Annotated in this window: 14 protein-coding genes and 1 tRNA gene; 8 read left to right on the forward strand and 7 right to left on the reverse strand. The window is 45.2% G+C overall.

Annotation, left to right across the window (positions count from 1 at the left end; translation table 11 throughout):
* Positions 1-45: 45 nt before the first annotated feature.
* Positions 46-282, reverse strand: coding sequence for a hypothetical protein (locus A3C46_03225; GenBank protein OGQ23140.1), 237 nt, complete (start codon positions 280-282; stop codon positions 46-48).
* On the opposite strand from A3C46_03225, the gene A3C46_03230 reads away from it, so the two are divergent.
* On the forward strand, positions 281-949 hold the full coding sequence (locus tag A3C46_03230) for a hypothetical protein (GenBank protein OGQ23141.1): 669 nt from the start codon (positions 281-283) through the stop codon (positions 947-949). The genes A3C46_03225 and A3C46_03230 overlap by 2 nt on opposite strands.
* A gap of 22 nt (positions 950-971) precedes the next feature.
* Here A3C46_03230 and A3C46_03235 read toward each other — a convergent pair whose 3' ends face one another.
* From A3C46_03235 to A3C46_03250, 4 genes are all read right to left on the reverse strand, one after another.
* The gene (locus A3C46_03235) at positions 972-1205 is read right to left on the reverse strand and encodes a ferredoxin (GenBank protein OGQ23142.1); all 234 of its coding nucleotides are present in this window, start codon (positions 1203-1205) and stop codon (positions 972-974) included.
* A 46-nt stretch (positions 1206-1251) separates the two neighbouring features.
* Positions 1252-1893, reverse strand: a complete 642-nt coding sequence (locus tag A3C46_03240; protein ID OGQ23143.1) for an endonuclease III — start codon at positions 1891-1893, stop codon at positions 1252-1254.
* A 293-nt stretch (positions 1894-2186) separates the two neighbouring features.
* Complete coding sequence (locus A3C46_03245) at positions 2187-3908, reverse strand: histidinol-phosphatase (GenBank protein ID OGQ23144.1); 1722 nt, start codon at positions 3906-3908, stop codon at positions 2187-2189.
* Between the two features lie 172 nt (positions 3909-4080).
* A complete protein-coding gene (locus A3C46_03250; GenBank protein ID OGQ23145.1) occupies positions 4081-4503 on the reverse strand; it encodes a hypothetical protein in 423 nt (140 codons plus the stop codon).
* Positions 4504-4552: 49 nt separating this feature from the next.
* Here A3C46_03250 and A3C46_03255 point away from each other — a divergent pair, with 49 nt between their 5' ends.
* The 3 genes from A3C46_03255 (at position 4553) to A3C46_03265 (ending at position 8711) form a co-directional block, all read left to right on the forward strand.
* Positions 4553-6595: a primosomal protein N' gene (locus tag A3C46_03255; GenBank protein OGQ23146.1), complete on the forward strand. Its 2043-nt coding sequence runs from the start codon at positions 4553-4555 to the stop codon at positions 6593-6595.
* A 74-nt stretch (positions 6596-6669) separates the two neighbouring features.
* Positions 6670-6748 (forward strand) — tRNA-Pro (locus tag A3C46_03260).
* An 88-nt stretch (positions 6749-6836) separates the two neighbouring features.
* Positions 6837-8711, forward strand: a complete 1875-nt coding sequence (locus A3C46_03265; GenBank protein OGQ23147.1) for a hypothetical protein — start codon at positions 6837-6839, stop codon at positions 8709-8711.
* A 12-nt stretch (positions 8712-8723) separates the two neighbouring features.
* On the opposite strand, the gene A3C46_03270 is transcribed toward A3C46_03265, so the two are convergent.
* A complete protein-coding gene (locus A3C46_03270; GenBank protein OGQ23148.1) occupies positions 8724-10643 on the reverse strand; it encodes a hypothetical protein in 1920 nt (639 codons plus the stop codon).
* A 210-nt stretch (positions 10644-10853) separates the two neighbouring features.
* On the opposite strand from A3C46_03270, the gene A3C46_03275 reads away from it, so the two are divergent.
* Together A3C46_03275 and A3C46_03280 are read left to right on the forward strand one after the other, a co-directional pair.
* The gene (locus A3C46_03275; protein OGQ23149.1) at positions 10854-11354 is read left to right on the forward strand and encodes an AsnC family transcriptional regulator; all 501 of its coding nucleotides are present in this window, start codon (positions 10854-10856) and stop codon (positions 11352-11354) included.
* Positions 11344-12756, forward strand: a complete 1413-nt coding sequence (locus tag A3C46_03280; GenBank protein OGQ23150.1) for a type I glutamate--ammonia ligase — start codon at positions 11344-11346, stop codon at positions 12754-12756. Before A3C46_03275 ends, A3C46_03280 begins: the two co-directional genes overlap by 11 nt.
* On the opposite strand, the gene A3C46_03285 is transcribed toward A3C46_03280, so the two are convergent.
* Complete coding sequence (locus A3C46_03285; GenBank protein ID OGQ23151.1) at positions 12734-14830, reverse strand: hypothetical protein; 2097 nt, start codon at positions 14828-14830, stop codon at positions 12734-12736. The genes A3C46_03280 and A3C46_03285 overlap by 23 nt on opposite strands.
* A gap of 182 nt (positions 14831-15012) precedes the next feature.
* Here A3C46_03285 and A3C46_03290 point away from each other — a divergent pair, with 182 nt between their 5' ends.
* Together A3C46_03290 and A3C46_03295 are read left to right on the forward strand one after the other, a co-directional pair.
* On the forward strand, positions 15013-16011 hold the full coding sequence (locus A3C46_03290; GenBank protein OGQ23152.1) for a hypothetical protein: 999 nt from the start codon (positions 15013-15015) through the stop codon (positions 16009-16011).
* Positions 16011-17309, forward strand: coding sequence for a serine--tRNA ligase (locus A3C46_03295; protein ID OGQ23153.1), 1299 nt, complete (start codon positions 16011-16013; stop codon positions 17307-17309). Before A3C46_03290 ends, A3C46_03295 begins: the two co-directional genes overlap by 1 nt.
* The last annotated feature ends 57 nt before the right edge of the window (positions 17310-17366 follow it).

Consider the following 17366-nt stretch of genomic DNA (forward strand, 5'->3'; position numbering starts at 1 on the left):
TCCGATGGGGGTTGTCAGGGGGAGAGCAGGATCTCCCCCCTGACGTTAGCGAGCGTCGGGTTCACCCCGCGCGAGCGAATAGATTCCAAAAAACGACGAAGGATTTTCTCGCCGAGCCAAAAGGTGTCTGGCAGATTTCTGGCATGATGTTAATGCAAGAAACTGCCTGACACTGCTTTTGGCGTTCATTTGCAAACCAAAAGAAGTGCCAGACGCTTTCTGAAACAACAAACGTTCCAGAAAGTCGTCAGGCACCTTTTGGTTTGTTCTTCCAATTGACATGATCTGTTCTCATCTCTACGATGCGATTATGAAAATAATTTTTATATTTCTCTTTCTTTTTTTATTACCTCTTACGACGTTTGCCAAAAGTATTGAAAATTTTGACTCGAGAGACCTCGGAAAACTCCCGGTCGATTGGAGAACCTGGCCACTTCAGCGCAAGAAAGCAACGCGAGTGTACAAAGTAGTGCAGGAAGAGAAGAATCGTTTCCTGCGAGCAAAAGACAACCAAAACTTTTCAGTGCAAGTGCTTCGTCATTTTGAGTGGGATGTAAAAAAATATCCTGTTTTAAGTTGGAAATGGCGTGCGCAGGAACTCCCGAAAGGGGCGAAAGAATCAGATGATGGCCGCAATGACAGTGCCTGTGGCGTCTATGTTATCGTCGATCGCAATAAAGGACATGCGCTGAAATATGTGTGGAGCAGTTCCCTTCCAGAAAATACGGTTATCACTCGGAAAGAGGGGAAGTTGAAAATAAAAGTGTTAACGAGCGGTGAAAAAGAGAAAGGGAAATGGATTGAACATACGGTCAATGTCATCACTGATTACCAAAAACTTTTTGGAGTCCCTCTCAAGAAAAATCCGACGGGCATTGCACTTTTAACTGATGGCAATGCGACAAAGACTTCCGCTGCATGTGACTACGACGATTTTATTTTGAATTAAGTGCACTGCACTTCCTATGAAACTACTCACCATCACTGCCGATGGCTTCGACAGGGCAGGCTTCTTTGGCTTCTTGGCACTGGGAAAGTTCTTCGTCGGTTTCAGGTTGCTTCGCGACAAAGGAAAAACCACCCGATTCATTATGGACGAAGTTTTTAGGCGCGGTATCGCGACAGAGGTTACAGTCAATACACTGACTGTCGACATAAAATTTCCCAGCTTTATTATCAGGAAAACGATCGTTTTTATCTGCCATACTTCCTCCCGGCGTTGGAAGCCCTAACAGGCGAAGATGGCGGTTGTCAAGTAGGAGGAGCAGAGGGACACAAAGTCTTAAGAGGGCATCGATGACACTCAGGCTTTCGCGCCTTACAACAATAACGACCATGAAATAAAATAGTCGTACAAAAATCGGTCCAATCTTTTTCCGGAACAAGCGCCGCTAACTCGTGTTCCATTTTTACTGCGTTCTCTTGTTGCGAAAATCCGAGTCGCTTTGCAACCCGCAGCACATGCGTATCAACGACCATCGCAGGTTCCTTAAATCCATATCCACGGATCACATGTGCTGTTTTGCGGCCCACACCTGGGAGATATGTCAACTCTTCCATAGCATGCGGAACTTTTCCTGCGTGTTTTTCGACGAGCATGACACAGCAATGTTTAATCGATTTGGCTTTGTTTTTATAAAATCCCGTAGAGTGAATAAAACTCTCGAGTTCTGTGAGATCAGCTCTCGCAAACTCTTTTGCGGTTTTATATTTTTTAAAAAGCGCTGGTGTCACCATGTTCACGCGTTTGTCCGTACACTGCGCTGAGAGAATCGTTGCAATCAGAAGTTGCAACGTATCCTCATGCACAAGCTCGCACGTTGCATCAGCATAGGTTTGCTTGAGGATTGCTAAAACTTTCGCTGCTCTGGTTTTCACATGATTTGATTTCATATATAAACTTTATGAAAAAGTCTCTCGGAGGCGACCTCTATACCAAAGGACCCTCTGAAAAAAGCCGGATAATCCTCCGCTCGTCCTGAGCTTGTCGAAGGACGACATGAAAAATCAGGGAGTTCCGTGCTTACGCTTCGACAGGCTCAGCATGAGCGGTTACTTTTTCAGAGGTTCCCAAATTAACTTTTTGTTCGTACGGTGTCACTCCTGCGAAAGCAGGAATCCAGACACTTACCGGATTTTCTGGATCCCCGCCTTCGCGGGGATGACACCCTAAAAATCAATTCACTCTATCGTGAAAAATGTTTCAATAATTGCGCGACTGTCAAACAATTCACCACATCTTTTTTCTCAAACCAGGCCTTGCGGCCTATTCCAATACCATAGTCAACATTCGCAATTTGTTCAGGCCCATGCGCATCTGGAGAGAGAACAGTCTTCACCCCTTTTTCTTTCATCAGAGGTCCCCATCGCCAATCGATTTCAAAGCGTCGAGGATTACAATTGAGTTCAATCACTTTTCCATATTCTGCAGCACATGCAATCACCTCTGGAATATTGACCTGATACGGCTCGCGAGAAAGAAGCAAGCGCCCTGTCGGATGCGCAAGAATATTCACCAGTGGATGCGCGAGCGCCGTACAGATCCGCTTTGTCATTTCACTCTCACTCAGCGAAAAACGAGAATGGATCGAAGCAATGACGAATTCGAAAGAAGCAAGTACGTCATCATCATAATCAAGTGATCCATCAGCAAGAATATCGACTTCAATTCCTTTGAGAATGCGGATCCCTTTGAGTTTTGCATTGAGCTCATCAATTTCAGCAGACTGACGTCTCACATCAGCAATCTGCATCCCACCAGCATAATGCGCTGCTTTGCTGTGATCTGAAATCCCAATATAGGAAAGGCCGCAAGCCTTGGCGGCAAGCGCCATCTCTTCCAGCGTTCCACGACCGTCACTATACGTGGTGTGAACATGCAAACATCCTTTGAGATCGGCTCGCTCAATGAGTACGGGAAGCTCATGCTTTTCTGCGGCTTCTATTTCTCCCATCTCTTCACGAAGTTCAGGAGGAATAAAATCAAGCCCGAGTTTTTTATAAAGCACCTCTTCGTCTTTACAGGGAACGGGCACAGCCCGCTTTCCCTTCATGTGAAAAAGACCATATTCACTTATTTTCATGTCCCGATCTTTGGCTCGAGAGCGCAGAGCAACGTTATGCGCTTTTGATCCGGTGAAATGATGCCATGCAGAGGGAAATTCTTTTTCTGAAACGAAACGGACATCGACATTGATACCACGATGCAAGATTACCGAAACTTTGGTCGTTCCTTTATTGGTCACCTGATCTATTTGCGGAAGTTGAAGAAAAACTTTGATCACGTTTGGAATCGAGGCGCTCGAGACAACGATATCGATATCTTTTACGGTTTCTGTATGGCGCCGCAAACTCCCCGCAAGCTCTGCGCGCAGAACACCTGATATCTGTCGAAGATCGCTGAGAAGATGTTTGGCAACCTCATGAACGGTCGGGAAAAGATGTCGTCCTTCATACTTTCGACTTCGTTCAATGCTTTGAAAAATTTTCTCCTGCGATTTTTTTCCAAAGCCTTGCAGACTTTCTACTTTCCCTTCCTGACACGCTCGCTCCACCTCTTCAATAGAAGTCACTCCCAGTTTTTTCCAAAGAAGCTTCGCTTTTTTCGCCCCCATCCCGGGAATTTTGAGACATTCAAGGAGTCCTGCAGGAATTGTTTTTTTTAATTTTTCATATTCGGGAAACGTGTCGGTCTCCAAAAGATCCTGAACATGCGCCGCAATATTTTTCCCGATTCCTTTCACTTCGATCAATTGATTATTTTGAATCAGTTCTTCAAGATCCTCTGAGAGAGAATCAATACTTCGCGCTGCATTCTGATACGCACGCACTTTAAATGGATTTTCGCCGCTGATCTCTAAAAGATCGGCCATCTCTTCTAAAATATGTGCGATCTGATGTTTATTCATAACCGTCTATTTCCCCAAACTGTCATCGCATTTTCTCTCGGGGTACAGACGCTGCGGTTATGCTCCTCGCGTCTTCTGTTTCCATCGGCGCGATTTATCACATTGCATTGACGCGCCTCAGTCAAAGGCCCCCTGCGAGAAAATCCTCGCCAGTTTGGTCTCTCCTCTGTAGTCACTTATGATACGGCTCACCTTTCAAAATGGTATATGCACGATAGAGTTGCTCCAGAAGAACGACGTGCGCGAATTCATGCGGCAAGGTCATTTTCGAAAAACTGAGTAACGCATGCGCTTTACTCCGCAAGTTCTCACTGTGTCCCTGTGCATCACCAATAAAAAAACAGAGTCGCTTTGTAGCCTGCAATTGCTGTTTTTCCAAAAACGAAGAGAGTTCCAGAGAAGTCATCTGTTTTCCACGCTCATCACACACAATCAACATATCATGAGATTTTATTTTTGTGAGTGCTTCAGATTCATTCCGCACGGTGACCATTTCGATGCGTACATAATGTTGAAGGCGTTGCAAATAATCTGAAACTAACGCTTGAATTGGTTCGGATTTCAGCTTTCCTATGGTGAGAACACTTATATTCACAAACGTGGTGTAGCTTGACCATGTTGCTCGGTCAAGCTAGTGGCCCTGTATGCACTATGCTTCCATTGCGATTCCTGCTCGAGTTTTTCATCCGTTTCTCTATCGCATTCCTCAAAACATGACGCTCACTCCTGGGATGCGTGTTGTCGTCCCCTTTCGTAAACGATCGGTCATCGGCTTTGTTCTCGAACTCACGGATCAACTTCCCAAAACCATCAAAGAACAATCTCTCAAATCGGTGGAAACTCTTTTTGATGAAAAACCTGTACTTTCCCCAGCGCTTCTTGAACTCATGCAATGGATGGCGCGTTATTATTGCGCTCCCATCGGCGAAGTTTGTCGCACCATGCTCCCCAAACGACTGCTTGAGATTGCACCTGTTCTGAGTTCGGGAAGAGTCACTTCACCACATGAAATAGCGCATGAGATGCAGACAGAAACCATTCCGACTCTTACTGAGGAACAAGCACGCGCACTCGATTTCATTCTCAAGGAACAAAAGAAAGAGCGTCAGCTCCGCCAGCTCCCGATACTTCTGCATGGCATTACGGGAAGTGGAAAAACCGAAATCTATCTTCGTCTTATTCACGAACTTCAAACACAAGGTGGCGATACGATTCTTCTGGTACCCGAAATTGGACTTACGCCACAACTCGCTTTGCGTGTCGTTGAGCGATTTGGAGATCGTGTCGCAATTTATCATTCGGGACTGACAGATGCTCAGCGTTTTTCGCAGTGGAAACGAATGCAGAATGATGAGGTCGATGTGGTGGTGGGAACTCGTTCAGCACTTTTTGCTCCTCTTCCTCACCTTCAAGCCATTATCGTCGATGAAGAGCATGATAGTTCCTACAAACAAGAAGAGGGATTTCTCTATCATGCGCGTGATGTCGCCATTGTACGTGCTGCAAAAGAGAACATTCTGGTCATCTTGGGATCCGCAACTCCTTCGATGGAAACCTTTGCGAACGCGAAGAAAGGAAAATACCATTATCTTGAACTGAAAAAGCGCGCTACCGGAGCTTCTCTCCCCCCTGTGGAAATCATTGATATGCGGTCGTCACAGAGAAATGGAAATTCTTTTCAAGGAAGTGTCTCTCTTTCTGAAAAATTAGGAATTGAAATTCAAAAACGTCTCGAACGAAAAGAACAGACGCTTCTCTTTCTCAATCGACGTGGATTCTCAAATTTTCTCTTGTGTGAATCGTGTGGTGCGGTTCCCAAATGTCCTAATTGTGATATTTCCCTGACAGTCCATCTCAAAAAGAAAAAACTTCTCTGTCACTATTGTGATTATGCTCTTTCTCTTGTTAAGTCTTGTTCTGAATGCAAAACAGAAAATCTTCTTCCTGTAGGGGCAGGAACCGAACGTTTGGAAGAAGAGCTGCACGATTTTTTTCCAGAGGCTCGTATTGCTCGTCTTGATCGCGATACGGTTTTAAAAAAAGAGAGTCGCTCAAAATTTTTGAAACAGATGCGTGAAGGGAAAATCGATATTCTTCTCGGGACGCAAATGGTAACGAAAGGACATGATTTTCCAAATGTCACTCTTGTCGGAATTATCCATGCTGATACCGCCCTTTGTCTTCCCGATTTTCGCGCTGCAGAACGAACATTTCAACTCATCACGCAAGTCGCTGGTCGCGCGGGTCGCGATCAAAAACCGGGAACCGTCATCATTCAAACCTATCATCCGCAACATCATAGTCTTCTTCATGCACAAGAACATGACTTTCATCGTTTCTTTTTGACAGAAGAGACTCATCGTGAAGAACTCGGATATCCCCCTTTCTTGCGACTTGCAAACATCCGTTTTTCAGGGATCAACGCGAAGCGGGTAGAAGAGGGGGCCCATAATGTCGCGAGATTTTTTCAGAAAAATATCTCTTCGACCGCTGCTTTTCGGCTGCTCGGTCCGGCGGTTTCGCCACTTGAAAGAGTAAGGGGGAAATACCGCTGGCAGCTTCTTCTGAAAGCTTCTTCGAGCCAACTTTTGGGGAAGCTTTTACATGATGCTCACGAACGTCTTACCCCTCTTCTCCCTTCGGGAGTAAGATTGACAATTGACGTTGATCCCTTGAATCTCCTTTGACAACGAACAGTTTTTCCTTTTATCAAGATTAACGGAGTTTCGTCCCCCAAGATTCATGGGGGACTCGCTTCGCTCGGGGTGTGGCTCAGCCTGGTTTAGAGCGCTACGTTCGGGACGTAGAAGTCGGAGGTTCAAATCCTCTCACCCCGACAAAATTTCCCATTTTTTCAAAGACTTACATCTTTTGTGCCATCTCGAAACTTGTGCTCTCTCTCAAGACGATAATAGAATGATGCCACTTATGAGAATCCTCTGTCTCCTTCTTCTTGTACTTGCAGCGTGCGGGCACTCCTCTTCGCCCGTCGCTGACCTTCACGAAAAGGAAAAAGAAAAAATTCCGGAAATACAACTTCCGCCTTCTTCTCCCCCATCATCATCAGAAACAGTCGCATCCGCAAAAGCAAATGCCACATCCGCTCTTGCGATCAACATCGATGGGGCTGATTACTGGAGCCCTCAATGGACGTATGTCAACATTATGCATGCTTCGAGCAATTGGTTTCCTCAATGCAGTCCGTGGAGAACGGATGGAAATCAACAAGCATGTCTTGCGCTGGATCGCGATCCCAATCCTGCAAATAATTGGGATACAGGAGAACAGCTCGATTTAGATCAAGAGGGCTGGGTCCGCTCTCTTCCCCCCCTCAATGACACGCGTCGTATTTATCGATTCGCAACGGTCGTCATGTTTCTCGGAGCGCGAGGTCATTATCCGGCGGGGAAATATACTGTCCTTTATGATGGCGACGGCGTTATCGAGTACGGCGCTGATGCTGTTCAGGATGTAAGCGCTTCAACGGCAGGTCGTCATGTCTTTACGGTAACCACTCCAACAAACGGCGGCATCAAATTAACGATTACAAAAACCGATCTGCAACAAAATGGAAATTACATTCGGAATATTCGGGTGATTGTTCCCGGCGGCATTTGCAATGGAGATCCTCTCTCCCATCATAGAGACACAACAAGCTGTTCTGCTGCGGGCGATCGTTATCAATCTTTTGAAGAGATCCATGAACAGCAACTTTTTCATCCTCTTTTTCTCAAAAATTTGAGTCGTTTTAAAGCGCTTCGTCTGATGGCGTTTGCCTACACGAGCTACAGTAGCGTGGCAGACTGGAATGATCGTGCGCAGATGCAAGCTCATCGATGGAATCAATGGCATAAAGGACCACCACCGGAAATTTTTCTTCATCTTGCAAATAAAATCGTTGCAGATCCGTGGATCAATCTGCCGCACATGGCATCAGATGATTACATTCGTGAACTTGCGACACTCACGAAACAAATGTTGGGGGAGAAACAGAAAGTTTATCTCGAATATAGTAATGAAGTCTGGAACCACACCTATCCTTATAGCATCGCGGGCGATTACGTCGAACAAGAGGGACTCAGCCAATGGCCTCGTGTGACTCCTTTTGAAGCTCGACTCAATGCATACGCCAAACGAACGGTCGAAATGTGTCGCATCTGGAAACAGGTCTTTGTGGATGCGCCACAGCGTGTCGTGTGTGTGATGGGTTCTCAAGCAGGAAGCGATTGGGTCAGCGAACAAGTTTTATCTTGTCCACTTTATACTGCGGAAAATGGAAATATTCCTTGTGCAGATATCGTTGATGCCCTCGCTATTGCCCCTTATTTCGGCTTTCTCGTGGATGACGCTAAAGTCGCAACTGTACGATCCTGGATCAGAGAAGCTGACGGAGGAATGACCAAAGTGTTTGAAGATCTTCAGCGCGGTAATTTTCTTCAAACCGCTTTTGGATATATGGAAGAACACGCGCGAGTGGCTGAAGCCCACGATGTCGATCTGATTGCCTATGAAGGGGGACAACATCTGGTCGCGCTCGGGAATGTGCTGAACAACAGTTACCGTGACATTCACGATCTCCTTGCCAAAGCGAATCGCGATGAGCGTATGGGAGAACTCTACATGCAATATCTTGAAGGATGGAAAGAGCGAGGAGGAAAACTTTTTTCTCTCTTCTCCAATATTTCAACACCTGGACCGCATGGAAGTTGGGGAGCGCGTGAATTTGAAACCGACGATGAAGCAACGAAATGGAAAGCGATTCAGGAGTTTATGAATAACCATTCGCGATGGTGGGGAGAGTAACGAGGCCATTCCTCATTCGCTGCGATCCAGGGCCGTCCAGGGAAATCCACCGCAACCTGCACCAATATCTTCTTCATCAGCCTCGGCTTCAGAGTCAGCAACTTCCTGTAAGGTGTCGAGATTAAAATCGACAACACAATAGAAGAAAATATCATCAGCAGGTTCGGTCCAGACATAGATGCTATATTTGGCATCTGAATTCTGCGTCACCGCTCTATTGAGATCGTTATCGTAATTGACAATCGCTTCAATGGCAAAAGACTCCCATGCATCATTGCTAATAGTTTCCTCGGTGTCGAACTGATTTATCCACCTACCCACAATTTCAAGGTCATCCTGGCCCGGTTCTGGATCTGGTTCTGGATCCGGTTCTGGATCTGGTTCAGGATCTTCTTCATCATCCGCATCGTAGCAAGCCTTTCTCTGCTCCAGCGTCAGCGCTTCAAACTCTGCTTGCGTCATTTCTCCAAAGGTCTTTCCTCCAATGGTACAGACTTCATTTCTCTGTTCAAGGAGCCATTCAACGCTATCACAATTTTCAATATTATCTTCACCACAGTTGAGAATTCCCGCTCCAAAGAGAAGCACATCTTTTTCCTCTCCAAAGGATCCTGCGGTTCGAAAAACTGCCATCATATCTTCAAAATGACTTTCACAATCACTGACTCCGCAGGTACATTTATCGCCAAGCCCACTTTTCTTGATGGCAGCATATCCTGCTGTCAGAAAGTCAGAGACTGATCCCCCTTCATCTGGGTTTGCAAGTGCCCATTCTTCTTCAGAGTCAAACTCGGACGTATAGGCAGCAATTCCCACGGCATCAAACAGATCACCGTTTTCTTCAAATGTAAGTTTCATCTCATAAATCGATCCCAGATATTGTGTTGGGTCTGCCACCACACTATTCACAAAGGTCGCTGGTGGATATTCGATCAGCGCTTCCATCGCTTCATAGTCCTCATCACTAAACTCCTCATTGGCCGCTGTCGCTGCAAAACCACTGAGCGCAACATCTCCTAGTTGACCAATATACGTGCGAGCTGTGCTAAAGCCATTGATCAAACTATTGGCACTGATTCCCATGCTCGATCCTGCAATGGCTGCCACATCATCAAACCATTCCGCTTGCTCAATGTTCGGTTCAAAAAGGGAGGCAGTCCAGTCTCCCATATCGTCATAGCCGTAACTTGAGACATCCACGCCTCCTCCAATAGTACCTTGAAAGAGAGCTTTGAATTTGGCTGGCCCTGAAGCAACTTTGTCCGCACTGACATCTCCTTCATCAACTGCTTCAAAGGTTGTGCGCATTGCTTCCACTTGATGTTTCAATTGATCTAATGAAGAGAGGCCGGTTGTTGTTAAGACATCTTTGCTGAAATCTTTGATTCCTAACGAATAGGCAGTTAAATGAGTATTTGTATTCACATCGAGAGAAAACGTTGCGGAACTTGCCGTGGGAGTAACTGTGAGTACAGCGGCATTGTGAAGTGCAATCGCTTTGCCGCCTGAAGTTCCGGTGAGCTTACAGCCTAAAAAGACTTTCTGTTCTGCTGTTCCCGTGATGCCTAAATCACTTAACGTAAATCCAGAGATTGAAAAGGCTCCTGAAGCACTGGTCGTAGCCGTGGTTCCAACCTGAGTTCCAGCCTTGTTGTAACATTTCACTTCAAATCCTACAGCAACAATATCAGCGACCGTTGCAGTACTACCACCACCCTGCTGACATTGACTTCTGGCTTTTGTTACCGCTTTTGACGCTGAAGCGGAAATCGATCCTGACGAAGACGATCCTGGCGCTTTTCCCGTCCCTGAAATCACAAAAGCGCTTGAAGTAGGAGAAGAAGACGTCGCTGCTGGATCTACTCCTGCACCGCAACTGGTGAGAAGCGCTAACATTATAAGACTCAAGAAGATGTCATTTTTTTTCATCATACAGTCCCCTTACGACAGTGTTAAAAGAGCAAGGGCTGTGCCAGAGAAAAAATCTTATAACTATTTGATTTTTAAATGTTTAATATGGTTTTAGCATGGGTGCATTTCGTTTTTTTGACGAAAAAATTTGACACTTCATTTCTTTCTTGACTTTAGCTTCAATAATCTTAATTAATTCTGAATTCTTTAACTTTTACTTAAAAAAATAATATGAATCGCCCTCTTGACCTTATTGACCAGTCTCTTCTTGAACTTTTGCAGGCCAATGGTCGCATCAAGCAAAATGCGCTGGCTGAAAAAACCGGTCTTTCGGTTCCGGCAGTGGGAGAGCGACTCAAAAAATTAGAAGAGTTGGGGATCATTACCGATTATCGCGCGATTCTGAATTATCGAAAATTGGGATTTGATGTGACCGCATTTATCGCCGTAACGGTTGACTCTTCTCATCATTACAAACTTTTTCTTCAAAAAGTCGAAAGCACCCACGAAATTATGGAGTGTCATGCGATCACGGGTGAAGGGACTCATCTCCTCAAAGCAAGAACAGAAAATACTTCTGCCCTGGAAAAACTTTTGGCCCACATTCAATCGTGGCCGGGAGTTGTCACCACGCTTACTCGTGTGGTCCTTTCATCTCCAAAAGAAACAACGCACATTCATATTCAACAAAAAAATCATCTCACCCCTCAAGGAGGAAGCGATGTCGATTGAAAAAGCATTAGCGCTTGCGGAAAAAACAGGAACAAAAATGGTCGACTTTAAATTTGTCGACATGCCGGGCCTTTGGCAACATTTCTCGGTTCCTTTAAATGAACTCACTCCTGACTCCTTCAAAGATGGCTTTGGCTTTGATGGCTCTTCCCTTCGCGGGTGGCAGCCGATTCACGCTTCCGACATGCTCATTCTTCCCGATCCGACAACCGCAACGATTGATCCTTTTATGGGAATACCCACCATGAGTCTTATTTGCGATGTCGTCGATCCTCTAACACGTGAACCTTACAGTCGCGATCCACGAAACATTGCCAGAAAAGCAGAAAGCTATCTCAAGTCCACGGGACTCGCTGATGTCTGTTACATTGGCCCAGAACCTGAGTTTTTTATTTTCGACAATATCCGTTTTGATCAAGGGGTGAACGAAGGGTACTATCATATCGATTCCGATGAAGGTCATTGGAATAGCGGCGCCAATGACAAACCAAACTTAGGGTATAAACCGCGCGCTAAAGAAGGTTATTTTCCGGTAGCACCGACCGACTCGCTCCAAGATCTCCGCACCGAGATGGTGTTGGAAATGCAAAAGATCGGCATTCACATCGAGTGTCAACATCATGAAGTCGCAACTGCTGGACAGTGCGAGATCGACATGCGCTTTGCGCCACTTCTGAAGATGGGCGATCAGATGATGTGGTTTAAATATATTATTAAGAATGTCGCGCGCCGTTATCACAAAACAGTAACGTTTATGCCGAAACCTCTTTACGGAGATAACGGCAGTGGCATGCATACGCATGTGAGTCTCTGGAAAGAGGGAAAACCTCTTTTTGCTGGAAATGGATACAGTGGGCTGTCCGAAATGGCGCTTCATTTTATCGGTGGCATTATTAAAAATGCACCAGCGCTTCTTGCGTTCACCAATCCAACGACAAATTCCTATCGTCGTCTTGTACCTGGTTATGAAGCTCCGATTCGACTTGCCTACTCAAGTCGTAATCGTTCCGCAGCGGTGCGCATTCCGATGTATTCCAATAGTCCCAAAGCAAAGCGTATTGAATTCCGTACTCCTGATCCTTCCTGCAATGGCTATCTTGCGTTTGCAGCAACTCTCATGGCGGGTCTCGATGGCATTGCCAATAAAACTGATCCCGGAAAACCGGTTGATGAAAATATTTACAAGCTTCCGGAAGCAGAGCTCGCACGCATTGCAGGATGCCCAGCATCACTTGATGAAGCGCTTTCGTGCTTGAAACAAAATCATGAATTTTTACTTCGCGGAAATGTCTTCACGAAAGACCTTATTGAAACCTGGATTGATTACAAGATGGAAGCAGAGGTCCAACCGATGCGGCTACGTCCGGTGCCCTACGAATTTAATTTATATTATGATATTTAAGTTTTTGCTTTCGCGAAAAGCGAAAACGAATCACACGCCATCCGCAGAGATTCACAAGGATGAAGAATACAGAGAAGAAATCAGGGGAAGCAGAAGCCTGCATCGAACAGCCTCCGGAAGAATTTTTTTTACCATTCAACGCTTGTGTACTTGGAGCAAGAAGGCCACTGCTCGGAATCGTTTGAAGCGCTATTTCGATTGCTTTATAAACATCAAGTTTTCCATAGCCCCAGGCATCATTCGGAACTTCTCCCACCGTTTCATCTTTTGCCGCGCTTGCGATTAAAATATGTTTTACATCGCTTGCGGTAAAGGCGGGGTTGACTGAAAAAATAAGAGCTGCAGCACCTGAAACAAAAGGAGCTGCCATACTGGTACCCGCATCCAAAACATGATCCCCATCTGGCATCATCATATGAGCATCGGGATGACTCTCGTGCGAGAGAGTTGAGGCAATCATTCCTCCTGGCGCTACGAGTTCAGGTTTCACGCCCACACGGCCAGGATCTGCTGAAGGGCCAACACTTGAAAAATCGAGAAGTTTTCCAAGAGCAAATTCGACTTCACAGCACTGTTCATCTTTTTTCCATGAAGTACGCGTCGCATAGGCTCCGACTGCAATCACCTCTTTTGCCGTCGCAGGAATGGCAATCGTCATCTGACGATCACCAGGGATATATGTCCATGCTTGCCCCTGTTCTCCTTCCAGGGTTGTAAAATTGACCGCTCGCGCTGGTCGGTCGGGATAGAGCCACGCATCTACATGGCCTTTTCCTTCGAGAATAAGATCAAAACTAAAATCCTCATGCTCTGAAAACGAAGAAGAGAGAAAAATACTGATGCCAATATGCGCTTTTTTATTGAGAGGATTTTCTTTTTCCGTTGCGTTGATCTGATACGAAATATTTCCATCCAAAAAATCTCCTGAAGTCATCTCTCCCAGTTTCACCTTTCTACTTTGTGTGATGAGTGAACTTGTTGACGGGTTTCCTTTATGAAGCGCAAGACTGATTTGAAGTTCACTTCCCGAAGAGGCCCAGGTATCAAGATAAATAAGATTTCCCGAAAAATCTTCGCGTGTTGAAAAATGAAATGCTTTTAACCCCTGAACTTCAGTTGAAGCATGCAAGCCTGAAAAGGCTTCGTCCTGGATCGTTTCATTTCCTGCAGAAGCCACCAGAGCACGGCCAGGTCTTGCAGCGACAAGACTATCCAGACATTGTTCAAAAAGAGAAGTTCCATCATGTGCTCCAATATGCGTCCCCAAACTTAAGTTCACCACCGCCGGCATTCCTAATTTTTCTGCTTTTTTGAAAATGTAATAAACCGCTTCACAAATGGTGGTCGAAAAGAGCGCCGTGGCATAACCATTCGCCACTTCAATTTCCGAACGATAACGAACGACGATGAGATTCGCATCCGGCGCAACACCACCATAAGTGCCATGTCGCGCCGTAGCTGTTCCCGCAATATGCGTTCCATGTCCAACAGGATCATGAAAGGAACAACTTCCTTCTGAAAGCATTGTTGGTGTACATTCATGTCCGTAGGACGCAATCAGTTCTTCGGGAGGTGTCCCTTCTTCTTTTTGATCCCACGTTGCAATGACGCGACTTTTCCCTTGAGCATCATGAAAATCAGGATGCGACAGATCGAGTCCTGTATCGACAATACCGATAATCGTTCCCGCTCCTGTATAGCTTTGAGGAATCTCCACTCCCTCGTGAACGAGTTCTGCATTGATATCCGAAAGAGCGAGATCATTTTTCATCATCATCGGCTTCGCTGCTTCAACATACTCAACTTCATCACGTTCTTGAAGTTGAGAGAGTAGAGAAGCCGGAAGACGAACACTCAGAATATTTCCGGCAATAAATCGAACTTCACCTCTGTTTTCTTCAACCCATTGCGATAGACGTTCAGGATCGGAGCTCCGAATAAAAGCGAGAATCAAAGAAGAGGAAGAAGAGATACTTTTCGACGAAGAAAGGGAGAGAGCTTGTGAAGAAAAAACCTGAAATGCCGGATCGAGCTTTGAAGAAGCACCTGCCAAAGCAGAAAAAAGAAAAAACATATTGAAAATCAAGAATATAGAACGGTTCAATCTCACACGAATTCCCCATGGAAAGGCTTCATGACATTATCGAGCGACATCGCAAAAAGTTGCGCCACCATTCTCCCTTGTAATGTGTTGCATCTCTCATCATGGAAATGATATTCTCCTCAATCTTTAACATTTCTTCTTTGGGGGATTTTATGAAAAAAATTATGGTATCGATTCTTTTGGTAGGCTTCTTCGGCATTTCCTGTTCAGAGAAGCTCACTCGTTCTTCAGGAGGAGATGCAGCGATCGTAAACGGCATCGCCATCAGTCATCAAGAACTTGATGAAGCGGCGAAGACTCAACTCCAACGCGTGGAAACACAAATCTATCAAATCAAAAATGATGTCCTTGAAAATCTCATTGAACAAAAACTCATCGAAGCAGCCGCAAAAAAAGAAAACATGAGCGCAGAAGATTATCTCAAACGTGAAGTTGAGGCTAAAATTAAAGAACCAACAGAAGAAGAGCTCAAAAAACTGTACGAATCTCGTCCTGCAACGATGAAAGAATCATTTGAGCAGCTCAAAGATCAGATCACTCAATACGTGAAAAATAATCAGCAAGCACAAGAACATCGAAAACTGATCGCGAATTTAAGAAACGGTGCTGATATTAAAATTATGATCGAACCACCGCGATCAAAAATCGACATGAGTGATTCTCCCTTTTCTGGTCCAAAAGATGCGAAAGTCACGTTGATTGAATTTTCTGATTACGAATGTCCTTTCTGTAAACGAGTGTTTCCGACGGTTCAACGCATTCGAAAAGAATATGCGGATCGCATAAAATATGTCTTCAAAGATTTCCCGCTCTCGTTTCATTCGCATGCTCAAAAAGCCCATGAAGCTGCTTACTGCGCAGGGGATCAAAACAAATATTTTGAGTACAACGAAAAACTTTTTGAGAATCAGCAAGGTCTTGAAGTCAAGAACTTGAAAAAATATGCCGGTGAGCTGCAACTCAATACGGAAGCTTTTACTGCCTGTCTCGATTCTGGAAAATACGCGCTTCGCGTTCAGCAAAATGCGAAGCAAGGCGCTGAAGCAGGGGTATCCGGAACACCTGCATTTTTCATCAATGGCATTTTACTCTCAGGTGCTCAGCCGTATGAGCAATTCAAACAAATTATCGAGAGTGAATTGAAGAGATAATGCTTGATCCCAAATTCATTCGCGACAACATCGATGCTGTTCGACAAAACTGTCTTCATCGAAATATTTCAGTCGATCTCGATCGTTTCTTAGAGCTTGATTCAGAACGAAGACGCGCCATTACGCGACTGGAAGAAATTCGTCAGCTTCAAAATACGATTGCCCAAAAAATGAAGTCAAAGCTCACTGACGGTGAAAGAGCGGAACTCATCCAAAATGGAAAAGAATTGAAGCAGTCAGAAGCAGCAGCGCAAGAGGCGCTTGAAAATATTGAAACTGAGTTTCTCACGCTTTCACGTCTCATTCCGAACATGACGCATCCGAATGCTCCAATTGCACAAGATGAAAGTGGAAGTCGTGAGCTTCGTCGATGGGGAGAAATAAAAAAGTTCGATTTTCAACCCAAAGATCATGTGGCTCTCGGAGAAACGCTCGATCTCATCGACTTTGAAGCTGGTGCGCGCGTGACAGGCCAGAAATTTTATTATCTGAAAAATGAAGCGGTACTTCTGGAGTTTGCACTGATTCAATACGCTCTTTCAATTTTACAAAAGAAAAAATTCACTCCCTTCATTACTCCCGATCTTGCAAAAGCTTCCATTCTTGATGGCATTGGCTTCAATCCTCGTGGCAATGAAACCCAAATTTATTCGATTGCAAATACGGATCTCTGTTTAATTGCAACATCTGAAATCACCCTCGGTGGATACCTTGCAGATACCATTTTAGAAGCAGCGCAGCTTCCGCTTCGCTATTGTGGAGTGTCTCACTGTTTCCGCACTGAAGCAGGCGCTGCGGGAAAAGAGTCCAAAGGACTTTATCGCGTGCATCAGTTTACGAAAGTTGAAATGTTTGCTTTTACCACTCCAGAGGATTCAGAGAAGATGCATGAAGAATTTGTAAACATCGAAGAAGAAATTTTTCAGGGATTAGAAATTCCGTATCGTGTTGTCGATATTTGTACCGGCGATCTTGGTGGTCCTGCCTATCGCAAATTTGATCTTGAAGCCTGGATGCCGGGACGTGGTGACAAAGGAGATTATGGTGAAGTCACGTCGACTTCGAACTGCACTGATTATCAATCACGCCGCCTAGGCATTCGCTATCGAAAAGCAGGCGCAGGAAAACCGCAGTTCGTCCACATGCTCAATGGCACCGCGATCGCTATCAGCCGCGCTCTGATTGCTCTTCTTGAAAATCATCAGCAAAAAGATGGGTCTGTTGAAATTCCAAAAGCTCTTCGCCCTTTTATGGGTGGGGCGAAACAGATTGATCGATCCTCAATCACCTGTAAATAAATTTATCAAACAATATCAACTAGTTATAAAATCATGGAAACCCTGCAGCATTGGACA

The sequence above is a fragment of the Deltaproteobacteria bacterium RIFCSPHIGHO2_02_FULL_44_16 genome, assembly GCA_001798185.1.
Lineage (GTDB): Bacteria > UBA10199 > UBA10199 > 2-02-FULL-44-16 > 2-02-FULL-44-16 > 2-02-FULL-44-16.

What these genes read in the sequence shown, in the direction of transcription:
- A3C46_03290 (OGQ23152.1), top strand. Translation starts at nt 15,013, where the DNA reads ATGAAAAAAATTATGGTATCGATTCTTTTGGTAGGCTTCTTCGGCATT.
- A3C46_03265 (OGQ23147.1), top strand. Translation starts at nt 6,837, where the DNA reads ATGAGAATCCTCTGTCTCCTTCTTCTTGTACTTGCAGCGTGCGGGCAC.
- A3C46_03285 (OGQ23151.1), bottom strand. Translation starts at nt 14,830, where the DNA reads ATGTTTTTTCTTTTTTCTGCTTTGGCAGGTGCTTCTTCAAAGCTCGAT.
- A3C46_03225 (OGQ23140.1), bottom strand. Translation starts at nt 282, where the DNA reads ATGTCAATTGGAAGAACAAACCAAAAGGTGCCTGACGACTTTCTGGAA.
- A3C46_03275 (OGQ23149.1), top strand. Translation starts at nt 10,854, where the DNA reads ATGAATCGCCCTCTTGACCTTATTGACCAGTCTCTTCTTGAACTTTTG.
- A3C46_03240 (OGQ23143.1), bottom strand. Translation starts at nt 1,893, where the DNA reads ATGAAATCAAATCATGTGAAAACCAGAGCAGCGAAAGTTTTAGCAATC.
- A3C46_03245 (OGQ23144.1), bottom strand. Translation starts at nt 3,908, where the DNA reads ATGAATAAACATCAGATCGCACATATTTTAGAAGAGATGGCCGATCTT.
- A3C46_03255 (OGQ23146.1), top strand. Translation starts at nt 4,553, where the DNA reads ATGCACTATGCTTCCATTGCGATTCCTGCTCGAGTTTTTCATCCGTTT.
- A3C46_03230 (OGQ23141.1), top strand. Translation starts at nt 281, where the DNA reads ATGATCTGTTCTCATCTCTACGATGCGATTATGAAAATAATTTTTATA.
- A3C46_03295 (OGQ23153.1), top strand. Translation starts at nt 16,011, where the DNA reads ATGCTTGATCCCAAATTCATTCGCGACAACATCGATGCTGTTCGACAA.
- A3C46_03270 (OGQ23148.1), bottom strand. Translation starts at nt 10,643, where the DNA reads ATGATGAAAAAAAATGACATCTTCTTGAGTCTTATAATGTTAGCGCTT.
- A3C46_03280 (OGQ23150.1), top strand. Translation starts at nt 11,344, where the DNA reads ATGTCGATTGAAAAAGCATTAGCGCTTGCGGAAAAAACAGGAACAAAA.
- A3C46_03235 (OGQ23142.1), bottom strand. Translation starts at nt 1,205, where the DNA reads ATGGCAGATAAAAACGATCGTTTTCCTGATAATAAAGCTGGGAAATTT.